A 13919-nucleotide genomic window follows, 5' to 3' on the forward strand; every position below is an offset into this window, starting at 1 on the left:
GGCAGGTTTCAACCGGATCACCATGGGACCGGTTTGCCCGCCCAGTCAAAGAACTGACCCGATTCTGATGGGCTCAGGTTATCTATCACGCGCAGAAGGTTCCCGGCAGCCTCATCCGGTTCGACCGCCGGGTGCCGCCCCAGATACTTTTCAGTAAAGGCTGTTTTGACGGTTCCGGGATGTAAGGACACGCAAATGGCTTCCTTGTGCGTTCGGGCCAACTCAATCGCAGATGTATGCACAATCTGGTTCACAGCTGCTTTGGCAGCGCGGTAGCTGACCCAACCGCCGAGCCGGTTATCACCGATCGACCCCACCCTTGCCGAGAGCACGGCAATCACAGATCGACCGCTTCTGGGAAGCAGTCGGCTCGCATGTTTCAGCACCATTGCAGGTCCAACTGCATTCAGAGCGAACTGATCCATCATTGCTTGGGCCGACAGTGCGCGCAGCGTCTTTTCCGGCGCAGCGCCATTGATTTCCAGCGCGCCACTGGCCACAAACACCAGATCAAACGGGCCTTCGACAACACTTAAGACTTGCTCGGCCTTGTCCGGGATCATCAGATCAAACCCGTCGCCTGTCCGCGACAGGGTCGTTACCGTGACGTCCTGCTGCGCAAGCCGGCTACACATAGCCTTACCGATTCCGCCCGTCGCCCCAATGATCAGTGCTGTTTTCATGAACTGCTACCTAGGCGCACACCCAATCAGATCAATGAGCGTTGAAAAGAATAGTTCAGCTAAAGAATAGGGCATTTTGGTCCTTTTCATTCCCTGCGGGCTCTGTATAAATTCCGCCTCATGATCAACCGCGCAGATATCCCTTTTGCCGACACCGCGTTTCGTGGTGCCGATCTGCGTGGCCTACTGATCCTAATCCGCCTCTGAGCGTGCCATCCGGCGCGCCCGCTCAGAGGAGGACGCCAGCGCGCCAAGAGGCATTAGGACAGAGAAGAAAGAGATTCCCATGACCAACGTGACCGACCAAGACCGCGTCTTGATCTTTGACACCACTTTGCGCGACGGCGAGCAGAGCCCTGGCGCGACCATGACCCATGACGAAAAGCTCGAGATTGCCGAGCTGCTGGACGAAATGGGCGTCGACATTATCGAGGCAGGTTTCCCCATTGCCTCCGAAGGCGACTTCAAGGCGGTATCCGAAATCGCGCAGCGTTCTAAGAACAGCCGCATCTGCGGTCTGGCGCGCGCCAACTTTGCGGATATTGACCGCTGCTGGGAAGCGGTGAAACACGCCGGCAAAAGCCGCATTCACACTTTCATCGGCACCTCGCCGCTGCACCGCGCCATTCCGAACCTGACTCAGGACGAAATGGCCGAGAAGATCCATGAAACCGTAAGCCACGCGCGCAACCTGTGTGAAAACGTGCAGTGGTCGCCAATGGACGCGACGCGAACCGAATGGGACTATCTGTGCCGCGTGATCGAGATTGCGATCAAGGCAGGCGCAACGACGATCAACATCCCCGATACAGTGGGTTACACTGCTCCGGTGGAATCCGCTGACCTGATCAAACGCCTGATCGAAACGGTCCCGGGCGCGGATGAGGTCGTCTTTGCGACCCACTGCCACAACGACCTTGGCATGGCGACCGCGAACTCACTGGCTGCAGTTGCAGGTGGCGCCCGTCAGATCGAGTGCACTATCAACGGTCTGGGCGAACGCGCTGGCAACACTGCTCTGGAAGAGGTCGTGATGGCGCTGCGCACCCGCAACGACATCATGCCCTGGCACACCGGTATCGACACGACCAAGATCATGCATATCTCGCGACGGGTCGCGACTGTGTCGGGCTTCAACGTCCAGTTCAACAAGGCCATCGTTGGCAAGAATGCCTTCGCGCATGAAAGCGGCATCCATCAGGACGGCATGCTGAAGAACCGCGAGAATTTTGAGATCATGCGCCCCGAGGATATCGGTCTGTCCGGCACATCCCTGCCCTTGGGCAAGCATTCGGGCCGGGCCGCGTTGCGCGATAAGCTGAACACGATGGGTTACGAAGTCGGTGACAACCAGCTCAAGGATATCTTCATTCGGTTTAAGGAACTGGCCGACCGCAAGAAAGAGGTCTTTGACGACGACATCATAGCCCTGATGACGCTGGACGATGACGACGGCAACGATCATCTGCAGTTGGTTTCACTGAAAGTTACGTGTGGAACGGTCGGCAAGGCCGAAGCAACCATCGAGATGGAAGTGGACGGCAAAGAGATCATCGCAACCGAAACCGGCGATGGGCCCGTCGATGCGGCGTTCCGCGCTATTCGGGTGGTTCACCCAAATACGGCGCATCTCCAGCTTTATCAGGTACATGCTGTGACTGCGGGAACCGATGCGCAAGCCACGGTTTCAGTCCGGTTGGAAGAAGACGGCATGATCGCTACCGGGCAGTCGGCCAACACCGACACGGTTGTTGCATCTGCCAAGGCTTACATCCATGCGCTGAACCGCCTGATCGTCCGACGCGAAAAGGCCGGTCCCGGTGCGGATGCACGAGAAATCTCGTACAAGGATCTTTCCTGAGAATGGAAAAAAGGGGCGGCCTATCATGGACCGCCCCTTTGCATTTCTTTTGATCTGGCTACGGCCAGTAGAACAGTGTCAGATCGACCGGTTTCCCCGGTTCAACCAGCGAGTAATAGAAGACCGGATTGTCATGCAGGTCATTCATGCCTGACACCGCATACCCCTCGGTCGGGGTGTATTCCGCATCATAGTTGAGATCGTAGTCACCGTTCGCGTCATGAAACGCGATTACGGAATAGTAGTTGTTGTTGAGGTCCGGAAAGTCGAACCGTTGCGGGTGCCCCGTCGCAGGGGCCTCGAGATATCCAGCCGCGTTGTTGTAATCCATGTTGTCAAACGCTGACTGTTGATCAAACGCCATGACGATGATGTTGCCCTTGTCGCTGCGTGCCCCGTGCAGGTTCACGATCAAACCCTGGTGATCCTGCACGCCGGTTGAAGAAGCGGATGCCTCGGCGATATCCGTGCGAAAGCCGGAGGCAAACCAGGCTCCGCCAATGAACAGCCCGGCTGTTGCGATGGCGGCGACGATGCGTTGCGTATTGTTTGGCATCTCATCCAGTCCTTCGTGTTATTCCGCTGGCTTTCGCTGGTTCTTTTTGGGCTGCCAGCCAGGAGGTCCGAAGAGGACGCCCAACTTGTTTCGGAAGCCTGGCATGTTCCACACATCTCTGAACAGGCGGGTAAAACCATGCAGGAAGGCGACAAAGGGATTTACCGAGTCGATCGGCGTGACCAGACCGTAAACGACATCTTCTTTTTCTTCCTCAAAGGTGCCGAACATACGGTCCCAGATGATGAAGATACCGGCATAGTTTTTATCCAGATACTTACGGTTCGATCCGTGGTGCACCCGGTGATGCGACGGCGTGTTGAAGAGATATTCGATCGGGCGCCACAACTTTCCGATAACCTCTGTGTGCAGGGCGGTCTGATACAGCTGCACCAGCAGCTCTACGATCAGAACCATGAACGGATTGAACCCCAGCAGCACCAGCGGCAGATGGAAAAACAGTGGCCAGAAACCATCCAACGGGCCATGACGATATGCAACCGAAATGTTGAAGAACGGCGAACTGTGATGCACTGAATGCGTCGCCCAAAGAAAGTTGATGCGGTGCAGGATACGGTGTTCCCAGTAGTAGGCCAGATCCGCAAGTATCAGCACGATGATGAATGACGCCCATGTCGTTGGGATGTCGAACACGGCAAACTGATAGGCCCAGACATAGGCACCAATGTAGAAGCCCGCCAGTAAAACGAAGCTGATCCCGATAAAGAACGCGAGCGTGATGAAATTGGTGACCGTATCGCCCACCATTTCCCAGCTCAGCTTTTTGACGATGGCATAGCGCAGCAACTCGAATGCCAAAAACGCCAATGCAAAGACAAAGAACCAGTTATTGATAAAAGTTTCCCAGTAACTCAGATGAAAGTCACTGATGTGGCGGCTTAGGAAGTCCATGGATATGTCCCAATTCCTGTTTATTGTCAGGTGTGACAATTTACTTACTGAACTAGCCTGGGAAATCAAGTGGACCACCTGATCTTTCAGAGAGGTCGCGACTACATCCTGACGTAGATACGCGACAAGGCAGCCAGTAAAATGCAACGAAAACAGAGGCATCGACCTACAAAAGCGGACCGTGCGCAAATGTCAGAAAATGTGGAGTTACCTAAGGGAACTAAGCTTGAACACGAGCGAAAAGCGCGTCGAGTCGCCCGGCTGCTTCTTCTAATCCATAGGTGGCATTCACGATAAACATACCCGAGCCGACCATGCCATGACCCTCACGCGCGGCAGGAAACCGAACTTGGTGATGCAGCACCTTTGGCAGATCCCGTTTCCGCAAGGCATCACACATGGCTTCATGGCGTCCGTTTGTCAGGATCGGATACCAAAGGGCAATTATCCCGACATTCCATTTGCGGTTCAGCGTTGTGATGATGTTTGGCAACCGATCGTAATCGGCCTTAACCTCGTAGCTAGGATCGATCAGCAGCATCCCCCGACGCGGCGTCGGCGGTAGCAACGATTGCGCCAGTTCAAATCCATCCTGCAGATAAGTCCTGGCCCCATAAGGCGCGACTGCCTTTTTAAGAGCCCGGTATTCCTGCGGATGCAGCTCAGCCAGGTGTAAACTATCCTGTGGCCGCAACAGGCTGGCCGCAATCAGGGGAGAACCCGGATAAGCAGATCGGCCATGTTGATCTTTCACACCGAAGATTGCGCGGTTCAGAGGGTGACCCTCTTCGAACCAGCCCTCAAGCAAGGCACGCTCGATACCGGCCGAGGCTTCGCCGGTCCGAACGGCTTCGTCCGAATCCAGCTGATACAACCCTCGCCCAGAATGGGTTTCGGCATAGGTCAGCGGCTTATCTTTCTGGGTCAGATAAGCGAGTATTTCCGCCAAAAGGGCATGCTTATGCACATCAGCCAGATTTCCCGCGTGGTAAATATGTTGATATGAGAGCATTTTGCCTTCTAAAGTCCCTGTTAATGAGGCGGAAAGGTGCTGATTACCGCGGAATCAGGCCTTTTACCGGGCGTCGTGGCACCCTATAAGTCATCCATCCCGGAACCGTCGAGTCGCGGGCAGTAGAAAAAATCTGACATACAGGATCAGGGGACATATGGGGATCTTTGACAATCTGGGCGGCCTGTTCACAGCGGATATGGCCATTGACCTTGGGACTGCTAACACGCTGGTCTATGTCAAGGGTCGCGGCGTTATCCTGTCCGAACCTTCCGTTGTGGCCTATCACGTCAAGGACGGTGTCAAGAAAGTTCTGGCCGTCGGTGAAGACGCCAAACTCATGCTGGGTCGTACCCCCGGTTCGATCGAAGCCATTCGCCCGATGCGCGAAGGTGTGATCGCCGACTTCGATACAGCCGAGGAAATGATCAAGCACTTCATTCGCAAAGTGCACAAGCGGTCGACCTTTTCGAAACCGAAAATCATCGTCTGCGTCCCACATGGCGCGACACCTGTTGAAAAACGCGCGATCCGTCAGTCGGTTCTGTCTGCCGGTGCACGCCGCGCTGGCCTGATCGCCGAACCCATTGCAGCTGCAATCGGGGCCGGAATGCCAATTACCGACCCAACGGGCAACATGGTCGTCGATATCGGCGGTGGTACAACCGAAGTTGCGGTCTTGTCGCTGGGCGACATCGTGTACGCCCGTTCGGTGCGTGTTGGTGGGGATCGCATGGACGAAGCCATCATCTCGTACCTGCGCCGTCAGCAAAACTTGTTGGTCGGTGAATCGACCGCTGAGAGAATTAAAACCACTATCGGCACAGCGCGTATGCCTGACGATGGCCGTGGACAGTCGATGCACATCCGTGGCCGCGATCTGCTGAACGGTGTGCCAAAAGAAATCGAAATCAGCCAGGCGCAGGTCGCCGAGGCCTTGTCCGAGCCCGTCCAGCAGATTTGCGAGGCGGTGATGACCGCCTTGGAAACCACTCCGCCCGACCTTGCGGCGGATATTGTGGATCGCGGCGTGATGCTGACTGGTGGCGGTGCGCTGTTGGGTGATCTGGACTTGGCGCTGCGCGAACAGACCGGCCTGGCGGTGTCGATTGCCGATGAAAGCCTGAATTGTGTGGCTTTGGGCACCGGCAAGGCGCTGGAATACGAAAAACAACTGCGCCACGCGATTGACTACGAAAGCTAAGGCGCGCACCCTTAGAACTGAGGGTGTATAATCGGGCGCGAGCAGCACGGGAAGGAGTCCTGTGGCAAAGGACCGATCACAGCGCGACGACTACGCAACCCCCTTGCGCCGCTTGTTCCTGGGGATTGTTGTGTTGTGCCTGCTGGGCATCTTTCTGGTGTGGCGTATCGACAGCCCCCGCGTTGAACGGTTTCGCGCTCAGGTCGTTGATGCGGTCGTTCCCTCGATGGAATGGGCCATGGTTCCGGTTACTGCGGTGGTCAACCTGGTCCGGGACTTCCAAAGCTATCAGCGCCTCAGCGAGCAAAATCAGGAACTGCGCAGCGAATTGCGCCTGATGCGCGCATGGAAAGAGGCTGCACTACAGCTCGAGCAGGAAAATGCACGGTTGCTTGACCTGAACAATGTCCGCCTTGATCCGCGTTTGACCTACATCACAGGTGTGGTTATGGCCGATAGCGGATCCCCTTTCCGTCAGTCGGTGCTCCTGAATGTCGGGGAGCGCGACGGGATCGTGGATGGCTGGGCCACGATGGACGGTATCGGGCTGGTTGGACGCATCTCTGGTGTTGGCTCTGATACAGCCCGTGTCATCCTGATGACCGATGCCTCGAGCGCGATTCCGGCAACCATACAGCCCTCGGGCCAGACAGCATTGATCGCGGGTGATAACACCGCAGCACCTGTCGTGGAGTTTCTGGAAAATCGAGAGTTGGTCCGGCCCGGCGATCGGGTGATCACCTCAGGCGATGGCGGTGTGTTTCCAGCTGGTCTCCTGATTGGCCAGATCACAGTTGATCCGGGCGGCAGACTACGCGTTCGGCTTTCGGCGGATTTCGAACGTTTGGAATTCCTGCGTGTTCTTCGTTATCAATCTGCGCCCCCAATTCGTACCCCTGGCAGCATCGTTGGGCCACAACGCCCTGAGGCCGCACTGACACCCGAAGAGGCCGGCGATGGATAAAGCCACCTCACATCTCTGGCTCATGCGTGGCATGTATTTCGCGCTCGCCATACTGGTGGTGTTTCTGCATTTGTTGCCTCTGGACACCAAACCAGATCGCTGGCCTTTCCCAGACATTTTGATCGCACTGACATTTGTCTGGGTGTTGCGTCGTCCCGAGTATGTGCCCACGCTCAGCATCGCCATCGTTATGCTAATGGCTGATCTTCTGTTTCAGCGCCCTCCCGGGCTGCTGGCTGCTTTGGTTGTCCTTGGGGCAGCATATCTGCGCTCGGCGGCACCGGGCATGCGGGATGCTGGTTTTGTCAGCGAATGGACAACGATCGGAGTTGTGACGGCAATGGTCTTCCTGGCAGATCGCGTCATCCTTTCCATATTGTCCGTTCAGCAAGTCGCTTTGGGCCCTGCTATGATCCAGCTAATCCTAACCATCCTGGCCTATCCTTTGATCGTATTGATCAGTCAGAGTGTGTTTGGAGTGCGTCGCATCTCAGCCGCGGATGCAGGTGCTACGGGAGCACGGGTATGAAACAGCGAAAACCGAAATCAGAGGGTCTTGCATACAAGCGCTTGCCACGCCGTGCTATCGTATTGGGCGGCCTTCAGGCAGCCTTTATTGGCGGGCTAGCAGCCCGTATGCGTTTCATGCAGGTCGATCAGGCCGATCAATATCGCCTACTGGCAGAAGAAAATCGCATCAACATCCGCCTGATACCACCAACCCGCGGTCGTATCTATGACCGGAACGGTCAGGTCATCGGACAAAACACACCTTCGTATCGCATAGTAGTCGTTCGCGAAGATGCGGGTGACGTCGACAAGGTCATTGCCAAGCTGTCGGAACTGATCCCGCTGAACGAGGATGAGATTGAGCGCGCACGCACAGAAATGCGCCGTTCAGCGCCGTTTCTTCCTGTCACTCTGGCGGATCAGGTGACATGGGAAGATATCTCCAAAGTCGCGGTTAACGCACCTGCGCTACCGGGTGTCACCCCAGAGGTCGGCTCGACGCGTCAGTACCCCCGGTATGAGGACTTTGCGCATGTAGTGGGCTATGTCGGCCCGGTCAGTGATTATGACCTGAGCCAGATACAGGATCCTGAACCGGTACTGCGCATTCCGCGATTTCAGATTGGCAAGGTTGGGCTTGAGGCCAAGCAGGAAAGCTCGCTGCGCGGTAAAGCTGGTGCCAAACGTGTCGAAGTCAATGCCACTGGCCGCGTCATGCGCGAGCTGGACCGTCAGGAAGGACAGGCAGGCGCGGACCTGCAGCTATCGGTCGACGCCAATCTGCAGCAATATGCTCAGGCCCGTCTGGCCGGAGAAAGCGCGGCTGCCGTCGTCATTGACTGCGAAACCGGCGATATCCGGGCGATCAGTTCAGCGCCCAGCTTCGATCCGAACCTGTTTGTCCGCGGTATCTCTGTCGCGGACTATCGGACCCTGACACAGGACAAATACCGCCCACTGGCCAACAAAACCGTTCAGGGCACCTATCCGCCGGGATCGACGTTCAAGATGATCACCGCTCTGGCTGCGCTTGAGGCGGGTGTAATCGGCCCCGCCAATACGGTTTACTGTCCCGGACACCTCAAGGTCGGCAGCCGCCGGTTCCACTGCTGGAAACGTGGTGGGCATGGCACGGTTGACCTCGAGACCTCTCTGAAGCGCAGTTGCGATGTGTACTACTACGATGTTGCCCTGCGAGTAGGGATCGACAAGATTTCCGACATGGCTCGCACCTTCGGTCTGGGTATCCGGCATGACATCCCTATGTCCGCGGTCGCCGCAGGTTTGGCCCCGAACCAGGAATGGAAACAGCGGGTACACGGTCAGGACTGGCTGGTGGGTGATACGGCCAACGCATCCATCGGGCAGGGCTTCATGCTCGCCTCTCCCTTGCAGCTTGCGGTCATGACAGCACGGCTTGCCACAGGGCGAGCTGTCTCCCCACGTCTGGTTCGATCGGTCGATGGGGTCGAGCAACCGTCAGGAGCGGGTGAGCCCCTTGACGTCAATCCCTACAATCTGGAACAGGTGCGTAAGGCGATGTTCTCGGTTTCGAATGACCGGCGCGGCACTGCTTATCGCAGCCGTATCATCGCCGATGATTTCCGCATGGCCGGGAAAACCGGAACCAGCCAGGTGCGCAACATCACCAAGGCCGAACGCGCTGCGGGTGTGATCCGCAACGAAGACCTGCCTTGGGAACGCCGCGACCACGCGCTGTTCGTAAGCTTCGCCCCCTACGACAACCCCAAATACGCAATCGCCGTGGTCGTTGAACATGGCGGCGGCGGTTCGAAAGCGGCAGCTCCTGTTGCAAGGGATATCATGCTGCAGGCTCTCTATGACGGTACTCCGCCGCTTGAGGCATATCCGGTAGCAGATCGCGAACGTATCAAGGAGCAGCAAAAACGGCTGGAGGGCGATCGTCGCCCCAAAGCGCGTCCGGATGAAAAGGACCGCGCATGAGCTATCTTGAATACGCCGTCAAATCCACGCCATCGGGGTTCCGCAAATTCCTGTACATGAACTGGCCCCTTACCCTGCTGTTGATCAGTACGGCCAGCGCAGGTTTCCTGATGCTGTACTCGGTGGCAGGAGGTTCATGGCTGCCCTGGGCCGAGCCACAGATGGAACGGTTCGGGCTTGGTCTGACGGTGATGTTCATCATCGCTCTGGTCCCGATCTGGTTCTGGCGGAACATGTCTGTACTGGCCTATCTTGGATCGATTGCCCTGCTGGTGTTCGTGGAACTCTTCGGCACAATCGGTATGGGCGCACAACGCTGGATCGACCTTGGGTTCATGCGGCTTCAACCGTCCGAAGTCATGAAGGTTGCCTTGGTCATGGTTCTGGCCGCCTATTACGATTGGCTGCCGTCTCACAAAACCTCTCGGCCGCTATGGGTTCTGATCCCGGTACTGCTGATCCTGATCCCGACTTTCATGGTTCTGAAGCAGCCCGATCTGGGGACGTCGATCCTGTTGCTCGCGGCCGGAGGCGGCCTGATGTTTCTGGCGGGCGTGCACTGGGCTTACTTCGCAGCAGTGATCGCCGCAGGCGTCGGGCTGGTTGCGACGGTCTTCAACAGTCGCGGGACGGAATGGCAATTGCTCAAAGATTACCAGTTCCGCCGCATCGATACGTTTCTTGACCCTTCAACCGATCCGCTTGGGGCCGGCTATCACATCACCCAGTCAAAAATTGCGCTGGGTTCAGGTGGCTGGAACGGGCGTGGCTTCATGCAGGGAACTCAGTCGCGCCTCAACTTTTTGCCCGAGAAGCATACAGACTTCATCTTTACCACTCTGGCAGAAGAATTTGGGTTTGTTGGCGGGATCACTCTGTTGATCCTATACGGTCTGATCCTGATATTCTGCATGGTAACGGCCCTGTCGACACGCGACCGCTTTTCTTCGCTCGTTACGCTCGGAATTTCGCTTAACTTCTTCCTGTTCTTTGCCGTGAACATGTCAATGGTTATGGGGCTGGCACCTGTTGTGGGCGTCCCGCTGCCCATGGTCAGCTATGGTGGTTCTGCCATGCTGGTTCTGATGGCCGCATTTGGCATCGTGCAAAGCGCCCATATTCATCGTCCCCGTTAAACTGAGAGACTGCCCATGCCCGTAAACGTCCTGTTTTCCGCGCGCCCTGCCCTGTGGCCCGTGTATGAGCCACTGTTGACCAATGGGCTGAGCGAAGCTGGTCTGGATTTTCGACTGGGAACCGAATTCGAACCGGATGAGGTAGATTACGTGGTCTATGCACCGAACGGGGGCTTGTTGGATTTCACACCTTATACACGGCTCAAAGCGGTGCTGAGCCTTTGGGCCGGGGTTGAAAGCATTGCGGGCAATGAGACCCTGACCGTTCCACTGGCGCGGATGGTGGATCATGGGCTGACCCAAGGCATGATTGAATGGGTGGTCGGGCACACATTGCGGTACCATCTTGGCATGGACAAACACATCACGGTTCAGGACGGCATCTGGACTCCGGATGCGCCCCCGCTTGCACAAGAACGGCAGCTCTGTGTTTTAGGGCTGGGCTCACTGGGCCAGGCCGTGGCTCAGGCGCTTGCGGCACTGAACTTTCACGTTACCGGCTGGAGCAGAACACCCAAAGAAATCGGCGGAGTTACCTGCCTGCACGGCGCAGATGGATTGCGTGAGGCTCTGAGCCGCGCAGAGATTGTTGTCCTTCTGCTACCTGACACCCCAGCGACCGAGAACACAATGAATGCCGAAACGCTTGCCCTGTTGCCGAAGGGCGCACGGATCATCAACCCGGGACGTGGGCCATTGATTGATGACGATGCCTTGCTGGAAGCACTGGGTTCGGGTCAGGTCGGTCATGCCACGCTGGATGTGTTCCGGACTGAGCCTCTGCCGCCCGAGGATCCGTATTGGGCCCATCCAAATGTAACGGTCACCCCCCATATCGCGTCGGAGACACGCCCCGTTACAGCGGCACAAGTCATCTGCGAAAACATCCGTCGTGGCGAGGCGGGTGAGACGTTTTTGCATCTGGTGGACCGTCAGCTCGGATACTGACGGTCCAACTGGTTCAGGCCGCGATCAGGCCACGCCCTTTCAGCAGGGCTTCAACACCCGGCAAACGCCCGCGGAACGCCAGATACAGGTCTTCCGCTTCCTTTGATCCACCGGTCGAGAGGATATGCTCTTCCAGAGCCTTAGCACGCTCTGGATCAAAGGCACCACCAGCTTCTTCAAAGGCCGCAAAGGCGTCCGCATCCATGACCTCGGACCACATGTAGCTGTAATAGCCCGAGCTATAGCCATCCCCGGCGAATACATGGGCAAAATGTGGCGTTGCGTGGCGCATCCCAATAGCCTGCGGCATCCCGATGCTCGCCAGAACCTCAGCCTGTTTCGCCATCGGATCAGCCGGAGCGGCACCGTCGTGGAACGCCAGATCGACGAGGGCCGAGGCAACATATTCTACGGTCTGGAAACCCTGATCAAAATTGGCGGCCTTCAACACTTTCTCGAGCATATCCTGCGGCATCGGCTCACCGGTTTCCGCATGCGTAGCGAATTCTGCCAGAACTTCGGGCACCTCCAGCCAGTGTTCGTATAGCTGGCTGGGAAGCTCCACAAAATCGCGCGCAACGCTGGTGCCCGAGATGCTTTCATAGGTCACGTTGGACAACATCTGGTGCAGGGCATGGCCAAACTCATGGAACAGCGTACGCGCATCGTCGTAGGAAAGCAGCGCCGGATCACCCTTTGCGAAATTGCAGACATTGATGACGACAGGTGCTTGATCCGCAGGGAATTTCGCCTGAGCCCGCATCGCGCTACACCAAGCACCTGACCGCTTGGAGCCGCGCGCGAAATAGTCGCCAATGAACACCGCGATGTGCTGACCTTTACGGGTCACCTCCCATGCACGGCAATCCGGATGATAGAGCGGCACATCAAGTGGTGCGAACTCCAACCCGAACAAACGATTGGCGCAGGCAAACGCCGCTTCGATCATGCGATCCAGCTGCAGGTATGGCTTTAGCGCAGCCTCATCCAGGTCATGTTCAGCTTTGCGGCGCTTCTCGGCGTAGTAGCGCCAGTCCCAGGCCTCGAACGGCCCGTTGACACCGTCCTCCTGCATCATTTCTGTCAGGATGTCAGCATCCACATCAGCACGGGTTTTGGCTGCATCCCAAACCTCCATCAGCAAATCACGTACACGGTCTGGCGTTTGCGCCATCTCGGTTTCCAGCTTGAAATCAGCAAAGCTGTCATAGCCCAGCAGCTTTGCCCGTTCCTCGCGCAGTTTTAGAATTTCGGATGCAATTTCGCGATTGTCGGTTTTTCCACCATTGGCCCCTCGCGCAGTCCAGGCCCGGTAAGCCGTTTCGCGCAAATCCCGACGCGGGGAAAACTGAAGAAACGGAACGATCAATGAGCGTGAAAGAGTGACAACCGGCCCGTTGGTTCCCTTTTCCTGCCCCGCCGCGCGGGCCGCATCCACAACAAAACCCGGCAGGCCTTGAAGGTCGTCCTCGCTCAATTCCATGAACCAATCCCGCTCATCGGCCAGAAGGTTTTGAGTGAATGAGGTCCCCAGCGAGGCGAGCCGCGATTTGATCTCCTGCATCCGGGCATCTTCGTCACCCTGCAGCGCAGCTCCTGCACGCACGAATCCCCGATGGGTCAGCATCAGAACACGCTCCTGTTCTTCGCTCAGCCCCAGTTCTTCGCGACGATTCCAGAGGTCGGCGACCCGATGAAACAGCGCCTTGTTCGAGGATATGCCCGAGAAATGCGCCGAAAGTTTGGGCGAAAAGTCCCGTTGCAGTTCTTCCCGCTTAGGATTGCTGTCTGCTCCGGCAACCGTGAAGAAAACCGACAGCACCTTGTCCAGTTCTTCACCGGCCGCTTCCAGCGCTTCGATCGTGTTGGCGAATGTGGCGGCGTCCTCATTGGACGCGATGGCTTCGATCTGAGCGTTATGGGCCTGCATTGCCTGATCCAGCGCAGGGGCAAAATCGTCATCCGATATCTCGGCAAACGGGGCGATTTCAAAGGGTGTGTTCCAGTCAGACAGGATCGGGTTGGTCATGCAGATCTCCTTTGATCGTCAAGCTAGGTAGGCCGGGCACAATGGTCCAGAGGCAGACCGGCTGATACGGCAAATTCTGTCGCAATAACGCTTGCGCCATATGAACCCAGCAATCAGGGTCCGTTGGAAAGGGAGATAG

12 protein-coding genes are annotated in these 13919 nt (G+C 57.0%); 7 read left to right on the top strand and 5 right to left on the bottom strand.

Annotated elements, in window-relative coordinates; translation table 11 throughout:
- Positions 1-17: 17 nt before the first annotated feature.
- A complete protein-coding gene (locus tag GOX61_RS06640) occupies positions 18-683 on the bottom strand; it encodes an SDR family NAD(P)-dependent oxidoreductase (protein ID WP_170332273.1) in 666 nt (221 codons plus the stop codon).
- Between the two features lie 286 nt (positions 684-969).
- Here GOX61_RS06640 and GOX61_RS06645 point away from each other — a divergent pair, with 286 nt between their 5' ends.
- Complete coding sequence (locus GOX61_RS06645; protein WP_170332275.1) at positions 970-2544, top strand: 2-isopropylmalate synthase; 1575 nt, start codon at positions 970-972, stop codon at positions 2542-2544.
- Positions 2545-2602: 58 nt separating this feature from the next.
- Here the strand turns inward: GOX61_RS06645 and GOX61_RS06650 are convergent, their stop codons facing one another.
- From GOX61_RS06650 to GOX61_RS06660, 3 genes are all read right to left on the bottom strand, one after another.
- Complete coding sequence (locus GOX61_RS06650) at positions 2603-3100, bottom strand: DUF2141 domain-containing protein (protein WP_170332277.1); 498 nt, start codon at positions 3098-3100, stop codon at positions 2603-2605.
- 18 nt (positions 3101-3118) lie between these two features.
- A complete protein-coding gene (locus GOX61_RS06655) occupies positions 3119-4012 on the bottom strand; it encodes a sterol desaturase family protein (RefSeq protein WP_170332279.1) in 894 nt (297 codons plus the stop codon).
- Positions 4013-4232: 220 nt separating this feature from the next.
- On the bottom strand, positions 4233-5024 hold the full coding sequence (locus GOX61_RS06660) for a 23S rRNA (adenine(2030)-N(6))-methyltransferase RlmJ (RefSeq protein WP_170332281.1): 792 nt from the start codon (positions 5022-5024) through the stop codon (positions 4233-4235).
- A 157-nt stretch (positions 5025-5181) separates the two neighbouring features.
- Between GOX61_RS06660 and GOX61_RS06665 the strand changes: the two genes are divergently transcribed.
- The 6 genes from GOX61_RS06665 to GOX61_RS06690 all read left to right on the top strand — a co-directional run bounded on the left by GOX61_RS06665 (position 5182) and on the right by GOX61_RS06690 (position 11751).
- The gene (locus GOX61_RS06665; protein ID WP_005978801.1) at positions 5182-6228 is read left to right on the top strand and encodes a rod shape-determining protein; all 1047 of its coding nucleotides are present in this window, start codon (positions 5182-5184) and stop codon (positions 6226-6228) included.
- Between the two features lie 61 nt (positions 6229-6289).
- Positions 6290-7192, top strand: a complete 903-nt coding sequence (mreC, locus tag GOX61_RS06670; protein ID WP_170332283.1) for a rod shape-determining protein MreC — start codon at positions 6290-6292, stop codon at positions 7190-7192.
- On the top strand, positions 7185-7721 hold the full coding sequence (locus GOX61_RS06675) for a rod shape-determining protein MreD (protein WP_170332285.1): 537 nt from the start codon (positions 7185-7187) through the stop codon (positions 7719-7721). Before mreC ends, GOX61_RS06675 begins: the two co-directional genes overlap by 8 nt.
- Entirely contained in the window at positions 7718-9667 is a 1950-nt protein-coding gene (gene mrdA / locus GOX61_RS06680; protein WP_170332287.1) for a penicillin-binding protein 2, read from the top strand. Before GOX61_RS06675 ends, mrdA begins: the two co-directional genes overlap by 4 nt.
- Positions 9664-10803: a rod shape-determining protein RodA gene (gene rodA, locus GOX61_RS06685; protein ID WP_170332289.1), complete on the top strand. Its 1140-nt coding sequence runs from the start codon at positions 9664-9666 to the stop codon at positions 10801-10803. Before mrdA ends, rodA begins: the two co-directional genes overlap by 4 nt.
- A 15-nt stretch (positions 10804-10818) precedes the next feature.
- Complete coding sequence (locus GOX61_RS06690) at positions 10819-11751, top strand: 2-hydroxyacid dehydrogenase (RefSeq protein WP_170332292.1); 933 nt, start codon at positions 10819-10821, stop codon at positions 11749-11751.
- Between the two features lie 13 nt (positions 11752-11764).
- Here the strand turns inward: GOX61_RS06690 and GOX61_RS06695 are convergent, their stop codons facing one another.
- Positions 11765-13780, bottom strand: coding sequence for a M3 family metallopeptidase (locus tag GOX61_RS06695; RefSeq protein ID WP_170332294.1), 2016 nt, complete (start codon positions 13778-13780; stop codon positions 11765-11767).
- Positions 13781-13919 lie beyond the last annotated feature (139 nt).

This window comes from Ruegeria arenilitoris (genome assembly GCF_013030265.1).
GTDB lineage: Bacteria > Pseudomonadota > Alphaproteobacteria > Rhodobacterales > Rhodobacteraceae > Ruegeria > Ruegeria arenilitoris_E.

Coding starts and splice junctions, on each gene's coding strand:
- GOX61_RS06695 (WP_170332294.1), bottom strand. CDS start 13,780: ATGACCAACCCGATCCTGTCTGACTGGAACACACCCTTTGAAATCGCC.
- GOX61_RS06660 (WP_170332281.1), bottom strand. CDS start 5,024: ATGCTCTCATATCAACATATTTACCACGCGGGAAATCTGGCTGATGTG.
- GOX61_RS06665 (WP_005978801.1), top strand. CDS start 5,182: ATGGGGATCTTTGACAATCTGGGCGGCCTGTTCACAGCGGATATGGCC.
- GOX61_RS06690 (WP_170332292.1), top strand. CDS start 10,819: ATGCCCGTAAACGTCCTGTTTTCCGCGCGCCCTGCCCTGTGGCCCGTG.
- GOX61_RS06640 (WP_170332273.1), bottom strand. CDS start 683: ATGAAAACAGCACTGATCATTGGGGCGACGGGCGGAATCGGTAAGGCT.
- GOX61_RS06675 (WP_170332285.1), top strand. CDS start 7,185: ATGGATAAAGCCACCTCACATCTCTGGCTCATGCGTGGCATGTATTTC.
- rodA (WP_170332289.1), top strand. CDS start 9,664: ATGAGCTATCTTGAATACGCCGTCAAATCCACGCCATCGGGGTTCCGC.
- GOX61_RS06655 (WP_170332279.1), bottom strand. CDS start 4,012: ATGGACTTCCTAAGCCGCCACATCAGTGACTTTCATCTGAGTTACTGG.
- mrdA (WP_170332287.1), top strand. CDS start 7,718: ATGAAACAGCGAAAACCGAAATCAGAGGGTCTTGCATACAAGCGCTTG.
- GOX61_RS06650 (WP_170332277.1), bottom strand. CDS start 3,100: ATGCCAAACAATACGCAACGCATCGTCGCCGCCATCGCAACAGCCGGG.
- GOX61_RS06645 (WP_170332275.1), top strand. CDS start 970: ATGACCAACGTGACCGACCAAGACCGCGTCTTGATCTTTGACACCACT.